A 19,943-nucleotide genomic window follows, 5' to 3' on the forward strand; every position below is an offset into this window, starting at 1 on the left:
TCCTTCCCGTTGCGGGGCTGGTTTCAGGGGGGCAATGCGAGGGCGGCAGCCACGGCCGGTGCGCAACTGCTGATCCCCAGCACGGGAAACAGCGTCAACAGGGTGGCACCCAGCCCCGTCCAGGCGCCGATCCGGACGATCTCCGCTGCCCGGCCGTTCCCCTGCTTCCGGCCCAGCCACAGGGCAAGCGCCAGCCCGCCTGCCAGGAAAAGCACCCAGAGCAGGATCAGGATCACATGGTGCAGGCTGCCGAGGGGGGTGGCAACGGCCGGCCAGCCCCAGGCACAACCGGCCCCGTGTACAGCATAGAGCAGGGAAAACCCGACGGCCCACAGCAGCGGGCCCAGCAGCGCACGCAGGGGCCAGGTCATGAGAGCACCTCCTGACCGGCGATCACCAGGACAAGAATGGCGGTGGTTGCACCCGTATAATCCTGCCAAAGGCGCCAGAGCGGGCCGGCCCCGACCCGGCCGGGAGCGATACGACCGTCGCGGCGCTGTACCTGACAGAGCAGGGCCAGCATCAGGCCCACCACGACATGGAACAGGCCATGGGCCAGGGCGGCGGCGCGCAGGGCATCACGGGCATGCCGGGTCGGATCGTCCAGCAGCGGTGCCAGCAGGCCCAGTGCCGCCAGGGCCAGCAGCAGCGCCGCCATCGCCGGCACCGCCCCCGCCGCCTGTTCCCGCCGGGACCAGACCGACGCGGCACCCAGTGCCGCCAGGGCGACCGCCGCCAGTCCGGCTGCCAGGGTGCCGGTGGGGCCGCCCGCCAGCCCGCTGGGCGGCGGGGGCCAGTTCGGTGCGACCACCGACAGAAAGCCGATGGCGAACAGGAAGCAGGCGAACAGCGTGCCGTTGGCGATCAGCGTACAGACCATGCCCGTCCTTGCCAGCCCGTCCGGCACATGCCAGTGCAGCGGCAGGGCCAGGCCCGGCGCCACCGGCACGGGTGGATGATCATGAACCGCGCCGGTACCGCGATGCCATTGCCAGACGGTGACGGCGATGGCCAGCAGCCCCAGCGGGGCCAGCCCGTAAAGGCCGAACAGCAGCATGAGCACGAAAAGCCCGATCACGGCCGCTGTGGTGATGGGCAGCAATGTGTTGCCGGGCAGGACCGCGACATGGCGCGGCTGTCCATCGGTAACGGATACCACCAGCGTCTCGCGCCGGCCGCGCGGCGCGCCGGGCAGCAATCCCTCGCCCCGGGCCAGCGACAGTGCCGACCCGCCATCGGCGGACCGCGGCAGGGAGGCGATATTGTAGCTGGGGGCCGGCATCGGCATCTGCCATTCCATGGTCCCGGCCCCCCAGGGGTCGCGGCGGGCCCGCCGCCCCAGCAGGCATTGCAGCAGGATATCCAGTGCGAACAGCGCGAACCCCGCCCCCATGACGAAGCTGAAGATGGAACTGACCAGGTTGGGCACGATCCATTCCGGATTGCCGGCATAGACATCGATGCGCCGCGGCATGCCCAGCAGGCCGGTCAGATGCATGATCAGGAAGGTGCCGTGAAAGCCGATCAGCACCATCCAGAAGGCAGGATGGCCCAGCCCCCTTATATGGAGCCGCCCCGTGATCAGGGGCAGCCAGTAGGTCACGGCCGCCATCATGGGAAAGACGAAGCCGCCGATCAGCACGTAATGCAGGTGTGCGGTGACGAAGGCGGTGTCATGGGCCTGCCAGTTGAAGGGCACGATGGCCAGCATCACGCCCGTCAGCCCGCCCATGACGAAGGTGGCGAAGAAGCCCATCAGGTAAAGCATGGGCAGGCGCATCTCCGGCCGGCCCTTCCATAGGGTGCCGATCCAGGCGAAGACCTGCACGGCCGTCGGTACCGCCACCAGGGCCGACGCGGCGGAGAAGAAGGCCAGCGCCATGTGTGGGATGCCCACGGTGAACATGTGGTGGACCCAGAGCCCGAAGCTGAGGAACACCAGACCCAGGATGGCCCCCACGATGGCGCCATAGCCGACGATGGTGGTCCGTGACATCACCGGCAGGATGGTGGAGATGGCACCGGCCGCCGGCAGGAAGATGATATAGACCTCGGGATGGCCGAACAGCCAGAACAGGTGCTGCCAAAGCAGCGGATCGCCGCCGCGCTCCACGTCGAAGAAGGGCCAGCCAATGGCCCGTTCCACCTCCAGCAGCACCGACCCCAGGATCAGCGGGGGGAAACCCACCAGCATCATCACCGACGTGCCCAGCAGGTACCAGGCCATCAGCGGCATGTCGGTCAGCCGCATGCCCGGTGCGCGCATGCGCAGGATGGTGACGGTGATCTCCACCGCTGCCGACACGGCGGAGATTTCCACGAACGTGACACCCAGCAGCCAGACATCGGCATTGATGCCGGGGCTGTATTCCTTGCCAGACAGGGGCGTGTACATGAACCAGCCGCCATCCGGCGCCACCCCCGCCAGCAGGGCCAGCAGCAGGATCGTGCCGCCGAACAGGTAACACCACCAGCCCAGTGCCGACAGCCGGGGAAAGGCCAGGTCGCGTGCGCCCAGGATCTTGGGCAGCAGATACATGCCCAGCCCTTCCAGCATGGGAATGGCGAACAGGAACATCATGATGCTGCCATGCATCGTGAAGATCTGGCTGTAATGCGATGGCCCCAGGAACGCGCCTTCCGGCGTGGCAAGCTGCGCCCGGATCAGCATGGACAACAGCCCGGCCACGGCGAAGAAGAAGAAGGACGTGACCATGAACCGCAGGCCGATCTCGCTGTGGTTCACCGAGGATAACAGCCCGCGCAGCCCGGCGGGCCGGCCCCACACCGCCGACAATTCACGATGCAGCGGCAGGGCGCGGCGGGGGGTGTTGGGGGGGATCGGCGTCATGGTCCGTCCTCCGCGGCCAGGGGTGAGAAGACGGGCGGTGCCGCGGGCGGATAGGCCAGCACCTCGAACTGCATGCCGGCATAGCCCGGTCCGGAGAATTCCGCCGACCGGCCCCGGTAGATGCCGGGCTGGTTGGCCTCCAGCCGCAGCAGGTTGGGGCGGCCGGGGATGGCATCCATCTTCCCGGCCAGTTTCGGCACCCAGAAGCTGTGGATCACATCCTGCGTGGTGATCACGACATCCACGGGCCGGCCGGCCGGGATATGCAGGCGGTCCCGCGTTTCCACCATGCGTCCCTCTGCGTCGGGCTGGCGGAACCGCCATTCCCATTGCCGGGCAATGGCCTCCACGCGCATCACTGGCGGGCCCTGACCGGGCGTCACGGGGTGGGGTTGCTGGCGTTCACCGGCCCACAGCCCGGCCCCGACCAGCGCCACCAGCACCGTCAGGGTGAAGCCCACGCCCAGCCCGTGCGTCCAGAAGCGGCCGCCGGGCTGACGTGCGACGGGGCGGCGGAAGCCGATGGCCACCATTGCCATGACCATTATGGTCAGCATCGTGGCGCCCGCCAGCATGACCCACCACAGGATGGCGACCCGTTCCGCGGCGGGCCCCTGCGGGTCCAGCGTTGAAAACGGGCCGCCGCATCCCGCCAGCATCAAGGGAACCAGCAGGGATGTCAGCCGTTCGCTTGGCAGGGGGCGGCGCCGGCCTGCCCCCGCCCGGCAACCGAAAAAGGTCCTGCACCCATGGCCCCATCCGCACAGCCACCGCAACCACCCTCGGCTTTGACCGCCCGACCGCGCAAATCGTGGCGCCGTTTTCGCGACCCCATCCATGAGCATCGCAATTTCCGTCTGACCGAAAGCCGCATCGCCATTGCCGGCCATCCGCTTCATGCCATGCTGGTGGCCTTTCCCATCGCGCTGTGCATGTGTACGCTGGGGGCCGACGCGCTTTATTGGTGGACGGGCGACCTGTTCTGGCCGCGCGCGGCGCTGTGGGCCTCCGGTGTGGGCTTCCTGATGGGTCTGCTGGCCGGCATTGCCGGCACGGCCGAACTGTTGCTGGTACCCGGCATCCGGATCCGGGCGGCAAGCTGGACCCATTTCATCCTGGCTGTGATGCTGCTGTCGCTGCTGGGTGCCAATTGGGGCCTTCGCCTGACCGATCCGGCCGGCGCCGTCCTGCCCTGGGGCCTGCTTCTGTCCTTTCTGGCGGCCGGCATGACGGGCATGACCGGCTGGCACGGCGGCAAGCTGGTCTTCGATTATGGTGTGGGTACGCAGCAGGATCACAGGCTTCCCCCTTGAGGCACCAGCAGCCAGCCGGGCATGGACTTGCGCAGGCCGTCCAGGTCCGGCTTGGCCAGGACCAGGAACAGCACCGCCAGGATCAGCGGCAGGACGATGAACAGCCCGGCCAGCGGCCGCTTGCCGCGATGCGCCCGCCGCTCCTCGCCCGAGCGCTGGATCAGGTGCCCGAACCAGGCATGGATCAGCACCATGCCCGCGACGAAGGCGAGCTTGGCCAGGAACCAGGGCGCAAAGGTTTCGGCCAGGAACATCAGGACCGTGCCGGCCGCGATGGCCACCAGGGCGGCCGGTGTGGCGATATAGGCGTAGCCGATATGGGTGATCAGCCGGAATTCCACGAACTCCCGCGCGCCGCGGGCCCGTCCATGGACATGCAGCAGGACGGGCAGGGTGATCAGGGCTGCACACCAGGACAGCAGGCCCGCGATATGCAGGAACTTCACCGCCGCGATCATGAAAAGGCCTCACGCCGCCAGGCCCGCGCTGCCACCAGCCCGGCGATTGCCGCCAGGGGCAGCAGGCCCGGCACCCACATGACAAGCCCGGCAAGCTGCTGGTCCGCCAGCGGATCGGTGCCCCAGGCCAGCGCACCCGGCCGGTGCTGCGGATAGAGCACATCGCCGGCGAAGACCAGCACCGCCCCGATCAGCCCCATGACCCCGGCCAGCCCGCCGATCAGCACGGCGGATACGACCATGGTCCCCGCATCTCCCGAACGGCCGCCCTGCAGCACGCCCGACCAGAAGCCCCAGGCCGGCACCAGCAGCAGTCCCTGCATCAGCCAGTAGATCGTCGTCCCGTTCCAGGCGGCGGCATAGACCGCCGGGACATGCCAGAGCACCAGGGCCGCAGCCGTCAGGCAGAAGAAGGCACCCGGTCCGGGGCGGGCTTTTGGCAATGCCACGGCGAACAGGGGGGCCGCCACCCCCACCAGCAGCAGATGATGCAGGGCGCGCACGCTGAAAAGGGCCGTGGTCAAGGCGCAGAGCGGGGAGACGAAGGCCAGCACCAATGCCAGCCAGCCGGCAACGAATACAAGGGGTCGCCGCGAAAGGACCGTGCCGGCCACCACCAGCAGTCCCAGCGCCAAAAGCAATGGCGGGTCCAGATTCCAGGCGGTCCAGGCCGCGGCCGGCGCCGGTGCCGGTCCGCAATAAGGAATGCTGCCTCCTGCCACATCTTCCATGGACCGCCCCTTTCCTTGTGGCTGGCGTCCGCCGGGTCCGCGGCCCGTCGAACGCCCCTTTGGAAGGCAACGCCCCTGACGGCATTTGGTTTCATGCCGGTATGGTCGGATGTGGCGGGTCCCCCTGAACCCCTTGTTTCAGGGCGACGGGGCGGCCAGGGCCAGCAGGCCGGCCGTTGCCGCGGCGTCACCGTCGAACAGGCGGCTGGTCAGGCCCAGATGGGCCAGCGCCTCGGCGAAGCACCGGCCCAGGGCGGGGTCGGCAATGATGGTGACGGGCAGGCCGGGCGCCGGGCGATACCGGGACAGGGTGCCGGCGCAATCCTGGCCGATCAGCAGGCCCGACAGGAAGGAAAGGCCCCAGGCCGGTCCGCGTCCTTCCCGCAATTGCCGGCTGCGGGTTTCAAAAAGCAGGTGGGGCAGGGTTGCGCCCTGTTCCTCCATCCCGCGGGCGAGACCGGCCTGGAAGGCGGGGCCATTGTCGGGTTCCAGCCCCTCCGTGCCCTGTCCCAGGATGCTGTGCCGGCGCAGGGTGGCGAAAAGCTCGCCGGTCATGGCGGTCTGGAAATGCGTGACCTGTCCGTCCTTCAACAGCACCCATTTGCTGTGCGGGCCGGGAAGGCAGAGGATTTGCCGTCCATGGGCCAGGTCGGGCAGGCTGGCCATGGCGCCCAGAATCCGCGTTTCCTCTCCGCGCATGATGTCGGGCGCCCCCAGCGGATTGGTGCAGGACAGGCCGGGCGCGATGGCCACCGCGTGCCCGGCGGCCATGAACCGGACCAAGCCGTGCCGTATCGCCGCGGGTGTCGCCGGACAGGGAAGATAGGGGGTCTCCCGCCATCCCAGTCCGGAACCGACCATGCCGCAGAGATAGACGGGCAGGGCACCGTGCCTTTGCGACCAGGGGGCCGTCAGTGCCAGCAATGCCGCCTTCGCCCCGCCCGCGACGGCCGTGATGCCGGGACCCGTCAGGCTGTCCACCATCCGGCCGTCACGGCAAAGCAGCAGCCGCAGCCTGTGGGCGCCCCAGTCGCCGGCGATGAAGCTTGTCTGATCCATGCCTGTTCCATTCCGGCCCGGGCGATATCAGGGCGCGTACCGGTCAATTATTATATTATTAATAATCTAAATTAACTCAACCCCTTCAGTGCGGCAATGAAGGCGGCGGCGTGGGCGGCGACCTCTTCCGGGCTGTGGCCGGGCCGGTAGAGCATGGAGCCGATACCAAAGCCGCTGGCCCCCGCCGCGCGCCAGACGGCCATGTTGTCCGGGGTGATGCCGCCGACCGGCAGCACGCGCAAGGTGCGCGGCAACACGGCGCGCCAGGCCTTCAGCACGGTGGGTGATGCCCCTTCGGCCGGGAACAGTTTCAGTGCTGTGGCGCCGGCACCCAATGCCGCGAAGGCTTCCGTGGGTGTGGCCACGCCGGGCAACGAGACCAGTCCGCGTGCCGCCGTCGCGGCGATCACCCCGGTATCGGCATTGGGAGAGATGATCATGCTTCCGCCGGCATCGGCGACCGCGGCGACGGCATCGACCGACAGCACGGTTCCGGCCCCGATCACGGCCCGATCGCCGGCGATGCCGGCCAGGCGGGCGATGCTTTCCAGCGGGTCGGGGGAGTTCAGCGGCACCTCGATCAGGGTGAAGCCGGCCCCGATCAGCGCCTCACCGACGGGAACGGCCTCATCCGGCGTCAGGCCGCGCAGGATGGCGACCAGGGGGCAGCGGGCGAAGGCCCGGTCGAAATCGTGGATAGTGTTCATGGACAATGGCTTTCGATGGCGATGATGCCGGCAAGGAAGGCGGCATGGCTGTCGATCAGGGAGGCCGCATGGCCGTTGGCGTGGATGGCGGCGACATAAAGATCGCCCAGTTCCGGGCCGGACAGGATATGGACCGTGTCGGGCGGGCTGTCGGCCAGCCGTGCCGTGACATCGCTGCCGATCAGCAGGCCGCTGGCATAGGCGGCGGCATCCGCATCGTCGCGGGTGCCCAGCATGCGGGCGGCGCGGATGCCGAACAGCGAGGCGGCGAGATCGCGGCGCCTGGCCTCCTCCACCCCGGCCAGGAAGGCCGCGGTCACCCCGACGGCGCCGGAAAGCTGCGGGGCCAGCAGGCTGTGGCTGCGCAGCAGGGCGAACAATTCGCCCGTCATGGCCGTGGTGAAGCCGGTCAGGCGTCCGCCTTCCATACGCGCCCATTTGCAATGGGTGCCGGGTTGGACCAGCAGCGCATCGGGAGGGGCCAGCCCGGCGGCGACCGCACCCAGCAACTGCACCTCCTCCCCCCGCATCACGTCCGGCCGGCCGCCGGCCAGGGTGGATACCCCCGGCACGATGGCGGTCCGGTCATCGATGCGCAGCAGGCTGCGGGCCAGATCCCCCACCCCGGCGGGCGCTGCGACATAGGGGGCCGGCCGCCAGCCGATATTGGCGCCCACCATGCCGGCCAACAGCATGGGCAGGTCACCGAAGGCTGCGCGGATGCCCTCGACCTCGGCCGCGAAGTCCGTGACGGCCGTGACGCCCCTGCCGTCGCGCTCGGTACGGGTGACCCGGCCGTTCTCGATCCTGTAGACCCTGCGGTTGGTGGTTCCCCAGTCGACGGCAAGGAATGTGTTGGCCATGGGATCACCACCAGGTCGCGTAGAGCGCGATCAGGATCAGGATGACGCCGATGCCCGCGATGTTGAAGGTGGTCGGCGTGGTGAAGGAGATGCCCTGCATGGAGATGCGGTTGGCATCGCCGCGGCCCTTGAAGGTCAGGCTGATGACCACGGCCAGCGCCAGACTGATCAGGAAGACGATGCCCATCCGGTTCATGAACGGGATTTCCGGCATCATCATCTTCAGGGCATAGGACAGGACGACCGACGCGATGGCGGCGGCAATGGCCCCGGCCTCGTTGGCCTTCTTCCAGAACAGGCCCAGCATGAAGATGACGGTGATGCCCGGCGTGAAGAAGCCGGAGAATTCCTGGATGAACTGGAAGGCCTGGTCCGATTTGCCCAGCAGCGGCCGGGCGGCGGCCAGCGCCATGATGACGGCGACGGCGGCGGCGATGCGCCCGACCAGGACAAGGTGCTTTTCATGCCCGCCCCGGCCGGCCTCCGCCTTGGAATTGATGCCGCGCGCCTTGGCATAGAGGTCCAGGGTGAAGATGGTGGCCACCGAGTTGATCTTGGACGCCGTCGACGCGATGATGGCGGCGATCAGGGCTGCGAAGACCAGCCCCAGCAGGCCGGGCGGCAGCAGCCGCATCATGGTCGGATAGGCCTCGTCCGGCTTGGACAGGTCGGGGGCCAGCACCACGGCGGCGATGCCGGGCAGCACGATGATGACGGGCATCAGCAGCTTGATATAGGCGGCGAAAACGACGCCCTTCTGGGCCTCGCCCAGGCTCTTGGCGGCCAGCGCGCGCTGGATGATATACTGGTTGAAGCCCCAATAGCTGAGATTGGCGATCCACATGCCGCCGACCAGCACGGCGATGCCGGGAAGATCCTTGTAGAATGGATGGTCGGGCTCCAGGATCATGTCGAAATGGCCGGGAACGCGCTCGGTCAGGACCTGGAAGCCGGCGATGACGCCCCGGCCGTCGCCGATCTCCTGCAAGGTCAGGTAGGAGATGACCAGCCCGCCCAGCACCAGCAGCGTGACCTGCACGATGTCGGTCAGCGCCACGGCTTTCAGCCCGCCATAGAGCTGATACAGCAGCGCGAAGGCGCCCAGTGCCACCAGCGCCACGTTCTGGTCCACGCCCGCCACCTTGTTGACGGCGATGGAGCCTAGCCAGACAATGGCGGTAAGGTTGACGAAGATGTAAAGCGCCAGCCAGAACACGGCCATCAGCACGGGCAGGACGCGCCCATACCGCTGTTCCAGGAACTGCGGCATGGTATAGATTTCGTTCTTCAGGAAGATCGGCAGGAAATACTTGCCCACGATCAGCAGGGTCAGGGCGGCCATCCATTCATAGGAGGCGATGGCAAGACCCAGCGCATAACCGGAACCGGACATGCCGACGATCTGTTCGGCGGAGATGTTGGCGGCGATCAGCGAGGCGCCGATGGCCCACCAGGGCAGGGATTTCGACGCCAGGAAATAGTCCGACGTATCCTTGGCATGGCCCGCCTTCTCACGGCTGACCCACTGGGCCAGGCCGAAAATACCGATGGCGTAGATCACCACCACCGTCAGATCGATCTGCGATAGGTTTGTCACTGCGTTCCCCCTCCTGATCCCCCGGCCATTGACCGTGGAATTTGCATATATATCTGATTAATGATCCTTGTCCAGCCGACGTAGAGGAATTATGTGGATTCCGAAACCGTCCACGGATTAACTATGTTGCACGAACGGCAGGGAAGGCTGGAATTTTGTCGAGCGAACTGACGGGGTCTGGAGAATTCAAGCCTGAGCTGGGTCGGAACCTGACCTATGGTCTTCTTGACAATCTTGGTCGGGCGATCGTGACGGGCCGTTTTCACCATGAGGCTTTTCCGACGGAAGCGGAGCTGGCGAAGCAGCACGGTGTCAGCCGTTCTGTTACGCGCGAAGCAGTGAAGATGCTGACGGCGAAGGGCTTGCTGAGCGCGCGTCCGCGTCAGGGTACGGTTGTGCAGCCGACCTCGTCCTGGAACCTGTTTGATACGGATGTTCTGCGCTGGCTTTTGGAGCGTCAGTTTTCGATAGAGCTACTGAAGCAGTTCAGCCAGTTGCGCGTTGCGATTGAGCCTGAGGCGGCCTCGCTTGCGGCGCGTTTTGCCAGTGTGCAGAGCCTTCGGCAGATCAATGAGGGTCTGGAGCGGATGAAGGCTGCGGAACGCGGGGCCGATGACACGCTTGAGGCGGACATCGCGTTTCATGTTGCGGTGCTGCGGGCTTCCGGGAACCCGTTTTACATGCAGTTCCGGGAGGTTGTGGCGACGGCGCTGCGCACGTCGATCCGTTTCACGAACCGGATCAAGGGGCGCACGGCCAGCGTGGCCGATCATACGGCGGTGCGCGATGCCATCGCGGCGGGCGATGCCGACCGCGCCCATGCCGCCATGCGCCATCTGATCACCGATGTCCTCCGGCTGATCGATCAGGCCGAGGAAAAGGGCGCCGCCATCTGACGGCGCCCGGTGGAAAGGACTGCCCGCAGATCATTGCATCATGATGGGGCGAATGCTGCCATCCGCCTCATAGTCGATCTCCTGTACCTTGATCTGCCGCTGGCCCCGATAGGGGCCGTCCCCCGTCTGGCCTTCCCAACGGTGATAGGCGATCAGCCAGCGGCCATTGTCGGGCCTGTGCAGAAAGGCGTGGTGCCCGGGTCCCTTTCGGGTGCCGTCGCTGACCAGGACCGGACCCTTGTAATGCCAGGGGCCCGTCGGGGATGCCGATACCGCATAATGCACGGAATAGGAGGCGTGGCGCCATGAACCGTGCGAGTAGGACAGATAGTAGACGCCGTTGCGCTCATGCATGAACGCGCCCTCGGTGAAGAACGGGGGCGTTTCCACCGGCACTTCCCGCTCGATCCCCACCATGTCCGGCGTGAGCAACCAGACACGCAGGGTCGCCCCGGCGCTGCCGCCGGCATAAAGATAGCGGTTGCCGCTGTGCGGATCGATGAAGATGGCCGGGTCGATGGCTTCGAACCCGTTGCCGCCGGTGATCAGCGGCCGGCCGCTATCCGTGCAGGGGCCGGCCGGCCCGTCGCAGCGGGCGACCCCGATGCGGCTGGGCGTCGGGTTCTGCGGCCCGACGGAATAATAAAGAAGGTATCGCCCGTCGGCGGCGACCATGTCGGGCGCCCAGAGATGATGGCGCGGTGCGCCATCCTGCGCGATCCATCCCACGGCGTCGAGCCGGAGAAGGGCCGGCCCGCGCCGCCAGACGGCCAGATCGCGGGACGTCCAGGCATGCAGGACGTCCCCGCCCGTCGGATAGATCCACCAGGCCCCGTCGGCATGTTCCATGTCGGGATCGGCGCCGTTGAAGGGCACCGATCCGTCATGGGCACCGGCACTGACCGCGGCGCCGGCAAACAAGGCCGCGGCCAGTGCCCGCCGGCGCCGGCCGATCATTTGGGTGCCGCCGGCACGACGCCCTTGGGGGCCGCGGCCAACCGCTTGATCAGGTCGGTCTCGGCCTGGCGATAGGGCTTGCCGTCGGCCCGGAACACCTCGTGGAACCAGATGGTCGGTTCGTCATAGGTGTAGGGCTTCTTCCAGCTATCCCAGGGCAGGCGCGTCTGGGTCTTGCCATCCGCGAAGCCCCAGTTATAGGCGCCGACATTGTATTTCTTGGCGATGGGCAGCGACCCGTCGAAGGTGGAGCCGTTGCCGCGCGCCATATACTCGGTGCAAAGCACGGGGCGGCCGTAGCTCTGCATCTGCTTGACCCGCTTCTCGAACGTTTCCGGCCAGCTGTAATCGTGGAAGGAATTGATGTCCGACTGGGTCAACTGGACGCGCTCGACCTCGTCCACCTTGTCCAGTTGGTCCCAATGCTCGCCGATCCACACGCCCGAGGTCAGCGGCTGGGTCGGATCGGCGCTGCGGGCCCATGCGTAGACCTGGGGCAGCAGCAGGGCGACATATTTGTTCTTGTCCGGGATATGGTCGTAATTGCCGCCGCCCTTGTTGTTCGGCTCGTTCCAGACATCCCAGACCACGATGCGCGGGTCCTTGGCGAAGGTGCCGACAATGTCCTTCACATAGGCTTCCAGCTTGTCATACTGGCTGGCATCCTTCAGGCGGGCCTCGCCCGGGGCCTGGACCCAGCGGGAATTATGGACGCCGGGGATCGGCGGGCTTTGCAGGCCATAGACCGGGTTGGGATCCCAGACGCTGTCGAACAGCACGAACATGATGCGGATCTTGTGCTTCTCGGCGATGTCGAGAAACTGCCCCATCCGCTTTTTCAGCCCTTCGGCATCATTCTCCCACAGCAGATTGTGCAGGAAGACGCGCATCGTGTTCATGCCGATGCTGGCGGCCCAGCCCAGTTCCTTGTCGATGGTGGCCGGATCGAAGGTGGCCTCGTGCCACATCTCGATCTCGTTGACGGCGGAACCGGGATTATAGTTGGCGCCGATCAGCCAGGGCTGCTTGTCGTACCATTTATTGGCCTGTTCCCGGCTCCATTGCTCGCGGGCCTCGGCCGGCGACACGGCCGCGAAGGCCATCGCCACGGCGGCGGTGGCGAGCAGGAATGTCCGACGGATCATGATGTCCCCCCTTTTGGGTTTGTGCCGGTTCCCGATGAACCGGTTGGGCGGCGGCTGCCACCGCACGCCGCATGGCGTGGAAACCGTGCCGTCCTTCCCGCTTGAAGGGACGGCAGCGGATGCTTGCGATCAGTTGCCGCCTGCCGGCAGGTTGGTGAGCAGGCGGTAGGTCATGATGTTGCGATAGGTCTGGCCCGGCTCCAGCCGGGCGCTGGGAAAGCCCTTCTGATTGGGGGCATCGGGGAAGTTCTGCGGCTCCAGCACGATGGCATCACCCATGCGGTAGACCTTGTTGGCCTTGCCGTGGGTGGTGCCGTCCAGGAAATTGCCGGAATAGAACTGCACGCCGGGCTGGTTGGCCCACAGCTCGAACCCGCGGCCCGATCCCGGTGCCACGACCCGCGCCATCAATTGCCGGTCCTTTGGCGGGGTCCGGCTGACCACCCAATTATGATCATAGCCGCGGCCGAAGCGGATCTGCTCGTCCGAGGCGTCGCGGACGCGCTTGCCCACGGGCTGCGGCTTGCGGAAATCGAACACCGTGCCGGCCACGGGCCGGAACTCGCCCGTCGGGATGGCCCCATCGTCCGTCGGCAGATAGGTTTCTGCCGGGATGGTCAGCAGATGCCCCATGGCGCCGTTGACCGACCCTTCGCCCAGCAGGTTCCAATAGGCGTGGTTGGTGATGTTGACGATGGTCGGCTTGTCCGTGACGGCCCGGTAATCGATCGTCAACTCGTTGCCGTCGCTCAACGAATAGATGGCATCGACGGTGAGTGTGCCGGGATAGCCCTGATCCCCGTCGCGGCTGACATAGCGCAGCGTCACCGAGGCGGTGGGACCGTCGGTCACCGACTGCACGTCCCACAACACCTTGTCGAAGCCCTGGGTGCCGCCATGCAGCGCGTTCTTGCCGTTGTTCACCGGGGTCTGGTGGGCCTGCCCGTCCAGCGTGAAGCGACCGGCGGCGAGGCGATTGGCGAAGCGGCCGACCGTGGAGCCGAAATATTGCGGCTGCTGGATATAATCATCGATATTGTCATAGCCCAGTGCCACATCGGCGGCATTGCCGTTGCGATCCGGCATGACCACGGATTGCAGGGTCGCGCCATAGGTGATGATCGTTGCCGAAACGCCCTTCTCGTTGCTCAGCGTCACGGCCGCCACCTCCCGCCCGTCCGGCAGCGTGCCGAAGGTCGATTTCCGGGTGCTGGCCGCCTCCGCACCGCTGGCCAGCAGGCAGGCCACGATGGCCGTGGATGCAAGCAAGGCGCGTTGTTTCGACATGATCCTTATCCTCCCTGTCAGCCGCGATACATCAGGGTCGGCCGGCCGCGGCAGCCGGGATCGACCTCGAACAAGGCACCACCCGCCGGCTCGTCGACATCGACGGCGGCAGAGGTGACGAACATCCGGTCCAGGTCCGGACCGGCGAATGTACAACTGGTGATCTGGCTGGCAGGCAGGTCGATCGACCGGTCCCGCCGCCCGTCCGGCGTGAAGCGGGTCACGCAGCCGGCCCCCCAGCACGCCACCCACAGCCCGCCCTCGGCATCGAAGGTCATGCCGTCGGGATTGCCCCATGCCGGTTCGAACCGGATATAGGGCTGCCGCGCCCCCAGGCTGCCATCCTCCCGGATGTCGAACCGGAAGATGGTGGCGAGAGCGGTATCCGTGTGCAGCAGGAAGCGGCCATCCGGATCGATGGCCGGACCATTGGCGATGGTATAGGGGCCGTCCACCCGGGTGATCCCGCCATCGGGGTCCAGCCGGTGGAACGCGCCCGTCGGCCGGTCACAGGTGATGGGCATGGTGCCCGCCCAGATGCGGCCGGCCGCATCGGCCTTGGCATCATTCAGCCGGTTGCCCTGGATGCCCCGGTCCACCTGCCCGATGATTTTCCGCCGGTTGGCGGGAAGGTCCAGCCGGACCATGTCCAGCCCGATTCCCGCCACGAAGCCCCCGGCGGTGCGTTCGATGATCCAGGCGGCATGATCGGGCTGTTCGAAGCTGGTGACATTGTCGTCGGCCAGCGACAGGCGGTTGATCCGCCGGCCCAGGATATCCACCCAGAACACGGCATTCTCGCGCATAGACCAGAGCGGGCCTTCGCCCAGCAGGTCACGGCTGTCGCGCGTGATGACCCGCACGCCGCGCATCAGTGGCTGTCCCTTGGCAGGCCGCGGGTCTGGGCGATGCGCTGGTACTTCACCGCCAGTTCGATGACGGCACCGCCTTCGAACTGGCCCGTGATGTTGCGGTGGATTTCCTGCCAGGGTGTCTGCGCGGGGGGCATATAGCCGGGCGGGCCCTGCAGGGCGGCGCGGCGGCGGGCCAGTTCTTCCGCCGGGACCTGCATATCCGCGGTGCGTCGGCGCAGGTCGATGCGGATGCGATCACCCGTGCGGACAAGCGCCAGGCCGCCGCCCACCGCTGCTTCCGGTGCGGCGTTCAGGATGGAGGGGCTGCCGCTGGTGCCCGACTGCCGCCCGTCGCCCAGGCAGGGCAGGGCATGGATGCCGGCCTGTATCAGCGCGGAGGGCGGCCGCATGTTCACCACCTCGGCCCCCCCCGGATAACCGATGGGTCCAGCCCCGCGCATGATCAGGATCGACCGTTCATCGGCGCCCAGGGCCGGGTCATCGATACGGGCGTGATAATCCTCCGGCCCGTCGAAGACGATTGCCGTTCCCTCGAACGCTTCCGGATCATCGGGGTCGGACAGGTAGCGGGCCCGGAAGTCCGGGGAGATGACACTGAGCTTCATCACCGCATGATCGAACAGATTGCCCGACAGCACGGTCAGGCCGGCCGACGCCTTCAACGGATCGCCCAGCGGGCGGATCACATCCGAGTTGGTCGTGTCCGCCGTGCCGACATTGTCGGCCAGTGTCTGGCCGTTGGCCGTCAGCACCGACCCGTCGATCAGGCCGGCGCGCAGCAGCTGCCCCATCACGGCCGGCACGCCCCCGGCGCGATAGAAATCCTCCGCCAGATAGGTGCCTGCCGGCTGCAGGTTGACGATCAGTGGCACATCAGCGCCCTGTTCCTCCCAATCCGCAAGCGTCAGGTCCACGCCGATATGGCGGGCGATGGCGTTCAGGTGGATGGGTGCGTTGGTGGAACCGCCGATGGCCGAGTTGACGCGGATGGCGTTCAGGAACGCCTGCCGCGTCAGGATGTCGGACGGCTTGCGGTCGGCATCGACCATCTCCACGATCCGCAGGCCGGTGCGATAGGCGTTCTCCTGCCGGTCGCGATAGGGGGCCGGGATCGCCGCCGATCCCGGCAGCGACATGCCCAGCGCCTCGCACAGGGAATTCATCGTGGTGGCGGTGCCCATCGTATTGCACCAGCCGGTGGACGGGGCCGAGGAGGCCACCAGTTCCACGAAGCCCTTATAATCGATCTGGCCCGCTGCCAGCATTTCGCGCGCCTTCCACACGATGGTGCCGGAACCGGTGCGCTCCCCCTTGAACCAGCCGTTCAGCATCGGGCCGACCGACAGGGCGATGGCCGGGATATTGACGGTTGCCGCTGCCATGAGGCAGGCAGGCGTGGTCTTGTCGCAGCCGATGGTCAGAACAACGCCGTCCATCGGATATCCATAGATCGATTCCACCAGGCTTAGATATGACAGATTCCGATCCAGCCCCGCCGTGGGGCGCTTGCCTGTCTCCTGGATCGGGTGGACGGGAAATTCAATGGCGATGCCGCCGGCGTCGCGAATACCCTCACGCACGCGCTTGGCCAGCTCGATATGATGCCGGTTGCAGGGAACCAGATCGCTGCCGGTCTGGGCGATGCCGATGATCGGCCGGCTGGACTGCAATTCCTCCAGGCTGATGCCGTAATTCAGATAGCGTTCAACATAAAGTGCGGTCATGTCCGGGTTGTCCGGATTGTCGAACCACTGCCGCGAACGCAGTGCCCGACCGGAAGGTTTGGAAGTGCCGTCCCTCACGCTCATTACCCCATCACCTGGGGGCGTCCCTGGCGGCCGCCCCGTCTCGCTCATGCCATCGGTACTGATAGAGCCGAACCGATCGGATTGGAAGCATATATATCAGATAAAATAGACAGGCGAAGCAAAATCACGATGGATCGGCTGTGCGGAACAGGGCGAGACGGATGTCTGTCCTGGTGTCCGGCCGATCGTGCAGGCCCGATACCCGATGACCGGCTTGGGACGTCACCATCGGGACGGCGGTGTCCCGGTCATCAGTGCATTGTCTTGCGTGCTTTTCTTTTCAGTGCCTTGAAGGCAGGACAGCCTGCGCCTGTCTGTCCATGGCTGGCTGAAGGGCGCGATTTCACCGATGCGTTGCCTTGTGCTTCCCTGCAAGAAGAGGTGATGGCGGGTCGGTGCCGGGGACGACATCGTGACGATGCCGCTCCCGTGACCCCCACGCAACACTGCCTTGGCTTGCATCATATTTGTCAGATTTATATTGACTTGAGTGCCCCTCTCTATGCATTCGTCATCCAACGGCATGCCCGCCCCGTCTGGCAGGGTAAGCCGAGTATCCAGGGGGAGGATGAAGGATATGCGTTTGCATCTGCTTGGTGCCGTGTCAGCGACGGCCATGTTGATTTCCATGCCGGTCACGGCGCAGGAAACCGGCGGTGCCGCGCCGGGGGACAGCGGCCTGGTGCTGGAGGAGATCGTCGTCACCGGTGTCCGCAAGTCGATGGAGCGGGCGGCGGAACTGAAGCGCGCCGCTGTGCAGGTGGTCGACTCCGTGGTCGCCACCGATATCGGCAAGCTGCCGGATTCCACCGTCGCCGCGGCCCTGCAGCGCGTGCCGGGCATCCAGGTGCAGAACGACCGCAACAATGAATTGTCGAACGTCCGTATCCGTGGCCTGACCGACATCCTGACCACGTTGAACGGCCGCGAGGTGATCACCACCACCGGCCGCGGCTTCGACCTGAAGGATGTGCCGGCCGAGGCGCTGGCCCGCATCGATGCCTACAAATCGCAGACGGCCGACCAGATCGAGGGCGGCGTCGCGGGGGCCATCGATCTCCGCCTCAACCGCCCCTTCAATTTCCGCGAGCCGACGCTCGTGCTGACGGGGCGCGAAAGCCGTGCCGTAAACGCCAAGGCCTGGAACCCGCAGCTTGGCGGGCTGGCGAGCTACAAGACCGACAGCCCCATCGGCGAGATCGGCGGCCTGGTCAGTGCCACCTATTCGCGTTCCGACACCATCCGCAGCGTCAGCAACCTGACGGAGCGCCGCTATGGTGGCGTCGCCCCGCTGAACACCGTCGGCATCCTGGTGCCGCAGGTGCTGCAGAACATGCCCGATGTGGGCCGTGTCACGCGCAAGCAGGTGAACGGGGCCCTGCAATGGCAGGCGACGCCATCGACCCAGGTCTATGTCGACGGGCTCTACACCTATTTCCGCAGCACGACGGGTTTTGCCGGCTTCAACCCGCAGCCCTTCACCAATGGCAGCCAGATCACCGATGTCACGCCCAGCGACTATTGCTTCGACGCGCGGGTGAATGCCAATGGTACCAACCCGACGCTGATCAACAATGCCGACGGCACGAAGTCGATCCAGCCCTTCACGGTGCAGCGCGTCTGCGAACTGCAAAGCGCCCGGTTCAACAATGTCGTGGTGAACCAGAATTCCTCCTCCAACCAGATCACCCAGCGCAACAAGATGGTTGCCGGCGGTCTGGAATATGACGAGGACGGCACGAAGGCGGTCTTCGACATCGCCTATCAGACCTCGCAGTCGTTCAACGAGAATTTCAACGCCGAGGTCGGACAGCGTATCCCGACCGTTTTTGTCGAATTCGACGTGAAGAACGGCCCGACCTTTGAACTCGATCCGGCGATCCCGCTCAGCCCGGCCAATGTGTCGCTGCGCAACTCGATCAATCAGAACTTCACCCTGGGCAAGGGGGAACTGTTCCAGGCGCGTGGCGATCTGGAACAGGAGTTCGACAGTGTCCTGTCCAAGGTGAAGGTCGGCGCCCGGTACTCGGAGCGCGACGCCCGCCTGCAGCAGGTGGAGCAGACCAATACGGTTCAGTCGATCGGCTTCGGCAATATCGGCACGCCGACGGAAGCCAATGCCCGCCTGATCTCCTCGCTGGGCCTGTCCCCGGATTTCCTGGCGCCGATCGGCAAGGCACCCCGCCTTAACGGCGGTTCGGAATTCCTGGGCGTCAATCCCGGTTACCTGCGTTCAGAGCGCGGGCGCAATGAATTGCGCGCCCTGTTCAACCTGCCGCAGCAGCAGCCAGGCTATGACCCGACCAAGGAATTCAACGCCAACGAAAAGACCTATGCCGGGTATGTCGAGGGCGGTTACGAGATTCCGCTGGGCACGGTCACCCTGGATGGCGTGGTCGGCACCCGTCTGGTCAAGACCGAGCGGACGATCAGCGGCTTCATGCGGGATGGCGCCAGCTTCTCCCCCGTGTCGGCCAAGACATCGGATACCGACCTGCTGCCGTCGGCAACGGCGCGGTTCCAGTTCCCCAATTCCTTCCAGACGCGCTTCAGCTATTCCCGGTCTATGCGGCGTCCGGATTTCGCGGCATTGAACCCCACGGAATCCCTGACGCTGGTGGGCAATGTGTTCCTGCTCAACACCGGGCAGCGCGGCAACCCGGACCTGCGCCCGCAGAAGTCCGACAGTTTCGACGTGACGGCCGAATATTATTTCGACAGCGGCTATATCGCGGCCACCGGCTATTACCGCTCGATCAAGGACCGTGTCGTTACCTCCAACACCCAGGAGACGATCGGCGAACTGAACTATCTGATCTCCAGCCCGCGCAATGTCGGTTCCGTCGACCTGCAGGGTATCGAGATCAGCAGCCAGTACTTCTTTGATTTCCTGCCGGGCGCCTTCGCGGGCTTCGGGGTTCAGGGTGCCTTCACCCTGGCGGATTCGGAGATCAAGGGCGATGACCCGCTTGCCGGCAATCCGCTTGTGGGCGTGTCCAAGTACAATTATACGACCGGCCTGCTCTATGACATGTATGGCATCAGCGGCCGTCTGATCTGGACCTATCGTTCCAGATATATCGATGCCGACAATACGGGTGGCGTGCAGTTGCGCCCCTTCGATGCCGATCGCCAGAACGAGGCCTATGTGCCGACGCTGCTGTCCTATGCCCGGCCGGCCGGGCGCCTGGATTTCAGCATCGGCTATGACCTTACCGATGCGCTGCGGGTCGATGTCGGCGGCACCAACATCCTCAAGAACAAGACTTCCATCTATCGCGGGTCGGAGAAGATCAACTTCGCCCTGTTCGGGGACGAGACGGTCTATACCGTGGGCGTCCGTTACAAGCTGTAATGATGGTGCCCGGTGGTCCGGCCCTTTTGGCCGGGCCACCG

General features: G+C 65.9%; 16 protein-coding genes and 1 pseudogene. 3 read left to right on the plus strand and 14 right to left on the minus strand.

What is annotated here, in order from left to right:
- Nucleotides 1-23: 23 nt before the first annotated feature.
- From ABC728_RS05370 to ABC728_RS05380, 3 genes are read right to left on the minus strand one after another with little or no spacing between them, the layout of a single operon-like run.
- Nucleotides 24-371 carry a hypothetical protein gene (locus ABC728_RS05370; protein ID WP_416621345.1) on the minus strand — a complete coding sequence of 116 codons (348 nt, stop codon included), beginning with the start codon at nucleotides 369-371 and terminating at the stop codon, nucleotides 24-26.
- Nucleotides 368-2,851: a cytochrome c oxidase subunit I gene (gene ctaD, locus ABC728_RS05375; protein WP_416621346.1), complete on the minus strand. Its 2,484-nt coding sequence runs from the start codon at nucleotides 2,849-2,851 to the stop codon at nucleotides 368-370. Before ctaD ends, ABC728_RS05370 begins: the two co-directional genes overlap by 4 nt.
- Nucleotides 2,848-3,510 (minus strand): cytochrome c oxidase subunit II, encoded by a 663-nt coding sequence (locus ABC728_RS05380; RefSeq protein ID WP_416621347.1) that lies wholly within the window; start codon nucleotides 3,508-3,510, stop codon nucleotides 2,848-2,850. Before ABC728_RS05380 ends, ctaD begins: the two co-directional genes overlap by 4 nt.
- 129 nt (nucleotides 3,511-3,639) lie before the next feature.
- On the opposite strand from ABC728_RS05380, the gene ABC728_RS05385 reads away from it, so the two are divergent.
- A complete protein-coding gene (locus ABC728_RS05385; protein ID WP_445376374.1) occupies nucleotides 3,640-4,164 on the plus strand; it encodes a DUF2231 domain-containing protein in 525 nt (174 codons plus the stop codon).
- Here the strand turns inward: ABC728_RS05385 and ABC728_RS05390 are convergent.
- The 6 genes from ABC728_RS05390 to ABC728_RS05415 form a co-directional block, all read right to left on the minus strand.
- Entirely contained in the window at nucleotides 4,146-4,622 is a 477-nt protein-coding gene (locus tag ABC728_RS05390; RefSeq protein WP_416621349.1) for a CopD family protein, read from the minus strand. The genes ABC728_RS05385 and ABC728_RS05390 overlap by 19 nt on opposite strands.
- Nucleotides 4,619-5,353, minus strand: coding sequence for a cytochrome c oxidase assembly protein (locus tag ABC728_RS05395; protein ID WP_416621350.1), 735 nt, complete (start codon nucleotides 5,351-5,353; stop codon nucleotides 4,619-4,621). The genes ABC728_RS05390 and ABC728_RS05395 overlap by 4 nt, the downstream gene beginning before the upstream one ends.
- A 138-nt stretch (nucleotides 5,354-5,491) precedes the next feature.
- Nucleotides 5,492-6,412, minus strand: a complete 921-nt coding sequence (locus tag ABC728_RS05400; RefSeq protein WP_416621351.1) for a 2-dehydro-3-deoxygalactonokinase — start codon at nucleotides 6,410-6,412, stop codon at nucleotides 5,492-5,494.
- A gap of 71 nt (nucleotides 6,413-6,483) precedes the next feature.
- Nucleotides 6,484-7,119 (minus strand): 2-dehydro-3-deoxy-6-phosphogalactonate aldolase, encoded by a 636-nt coding sequence (locus ABC728_RS05405; protein ID WP_416621352.1) that lies wholly within the window; start codon nucleotides 7,117-7,119, stop codon nucleotides 6,484-6,486.
- Nucleotides 7,116-7,982 carry a 2-dehydro-3-deoxygalactonokinase gene (locus ABC728_RS05410; protein WP_416621353.1) on the minus strand — a complete coding sequence of 289 codons (867 nt, stop codon included), beginning with the start codon at nucleotides 7,980-7,982 and terminating at the stop codon, nucleotides 7,116-7,118. The genes ABC728_RS05405 and ABC728_RS05410 overlap by 4 nt, the downstream gene beginning before the upstream one ends.
- 4 nt (nucleotides 7,983-7,986) lie before the next feature.
- Nucleotides 7,987-9,579 (minus strand): sodium/sugar symporter, encoded by a 1,593-nt coding sequence (locus ABC728_RS05415; protein WP_445376375.1) that lies wholly within the window; start codon nucleotides 9,577-9,579, stop codon nucleotides 7,987-7,989.
- Between the two features lie 155 nt (nucleotides 9,580-9,734).
- Here ABC728_RS05415 and ABC728_RS05420 point away from each other — a divergent pair, with 155 nt between their 5' ends.
- On the plus strand, nucleotides 9,735-10,475 hold the full coding sequence (locus ABC728_RS05420; RefSeq protein ID WP_445376376.1) for a FadR/GntR family transcriptional regulator: 741 nt from the start codon (nucleotides 9,735-9,737) through the stop codon (nucleotides 10,473-10,475).
- Between the two features lie 30 nt (nucleotides 10,476-10,505).
- Here ABC728_RS05420 and ABC728_RS05425 read toward each other — a convergent pair whose 3' ends face one another.
- From ABC728_RS05425 to ABC728_RS05445, 5 genes and pseudogenes are all read right to left on the minus strand, one after another.
- Nucleotides 10,506-11,432, minus strand: coding sequence for a family 43 glycosylhydrolase (locus ABC728_RS05425; RefSeq protein WP_416622248.1), 927 nt, complete (start codon nucleotides 11,430-11,432; stop codon nucleotides 10,506-10,508).
- Nucleotides 11,429-12,577, minus strand: coding sequence for a cellulase family glycosylhydrolase (locus ABC728_RS05430; protein WP_416622249.1), 1,149 nt, complete (start codon nucleotides 12,575-12,577; stop codon nucleotides 11,429-11,431). The genes ABC728_RS05425 and ABC728_RS05430 overlap by 4 nt, the downstream gene beginning before the upstream one ends.
- Before the next feature lie 129 nt (nucleotides 12,578-12,706).
- Complete coding sequence (locus ABC728_RS05435) at nucleotides 12,707-13,864, minus strand: aldose epimerase family protein (RefSeq protein ID WP_416622250.1); 1,158 nt, start codon at nucleotides 13,862-13,864, stop codon at nucleotides 12,707-12,709.
- 17 nt (nucleotides 13,865-13,881) lie between these two features.
- Nucleotides 13,882-14,736, minus strand: a complete 855-nt coding sequence (locus ABC728_RS05440) for an SMP-30/gluconolactonase/LRE family protein (protein WP_416622251.1) — start codon at nucleotides 14,734-14,736, stop codon at nucleotides 13,882-13,884.
- Nucleotides 14,736-16,534 (minus strand): annotated as a pseudogene (locus ABC728_RS05445) (IlvD/Edd family dehydratase); the annotation flags it as partial. The pseudogene ABC728_RS05445 and the gene ABC728_RS05440, both read right to left, overlap by 1 nt.
- Before the next feature lie 590 nt (nucleotides 16,535-17,124).
- On the opposite strand from ABC728_RS05445, the gene ABC728_RS05450 reads away from it, so the two are divergent.
- Nucleotides 17,125-19,902 (plus strand): TonB-dependent receptor, encoded by a 2,778-nt coding sequence (locus ABC728_RS05450; protein WP_416622253.1) that lies wholly within the window; start codon nucleotides 17,125-17,127, stop codon nucleotides 19,900-19,902.
- Nucleotides 19,903-19,943 lie beyond the last annotated feature (41 nt).

The sequence above is a fragment of the Niveispirillum fermenti genome (assembly GCF_052474395.1).

Bases quoted from the DNA above. Each gene is read 5' to 3' on its own strand.
- ABC728_RS05370 (WP_416621345.1), bottom strand. From the start codon at position 371: ATGACCTGGCCCCTGCGTGCGCTGCTGGGCCCGCTGCTGTGGGCCGTC.
- ctaD (WP_416621346.1), bottom strand. From the start codon at position 2,851: ATGACGCCGATCCCCCCCAACACCCCCCGCCGCGCCCTGCCGCTGCAT.
- ABC728_RS05380 (WP_416621347.1), bottom strand. From the start codon at position 3,510: ATGCTGGCGGGATGCGGCGGCCCGTTTTCAACGCTGGACCCGCAGGGG.
- ABC728_RS05390 (WP_416621349.1), bottom strand. From the start codon at position 4,622: ATGATCGCGGCGGTGAAGTTCCTGCATATCGCGGGCCTGCTGTCCTGG.
- ABC728_RS05395 (WP_416621350.1), bottom strand. From the start codon at position 5,353: ATGGAAGATGTGGCAGGAGGCAGCATTCCTTATTGCGGACCGGCACCG.
- ABC728_RS05400 (WP_416621351.1), bottom strand. From the start codon at position 6,412: ATGGATCAGACAAGCTTCATCGCCGGCGACTGGGGCGCCCACAGGCTG.
- ABC728_RS05405 (WP_416621352.1), bottom strand. From the start codon at position 7,119: ATGAACACTATCCACGATTTCGACCGGGCCTTCGCCCGCTGCCCCCTG.
- ABC728_RS05410 (WP_416621353.1), bottom strand. From the start codon at position 7,982: ATGGCCAACACATTCCTTGCCGTCGACTGGGGAACCACCAACCGCAGG.
- ABC728_RS05425 (WP_416622248.1), bottom strand. From the start codon at position 11,432: ATGATCGGCCGGCGCCGGCGGGCACTGGCCGCGGCCTTGTTTGCCGGC.
- ABC728_RS05430 (WP_416622249.1), bottom strand. From the start codon at position 12,577: ATGATCCGTCGGACATTCCTGCTCGCCACCGCCGCCGTGGCGATGGCC.
- ABC728_RS05435 (WP_416622250.1), bottom strand. From the start codon at position 13,864: ATGTCGAAACAACGCGCCTTGCTTGCATCCACGGCCATCGTGGCCTGC.
- ABC728_RS05440 (WP_416622251.1), bottom strand. From the start codon at position 14,736: ATGCGCGGCGTGCGGGTCATCACGCGCGACAGCCGTGACCTGCTGGGC.
- ABC728_RS05450 (WP_416622253.1), top strand. From the start codon at position 17,125: ATGCGTTTGCATCTGCTTGGTGCCGTGTCAGCGACGGCCATGTTGATT.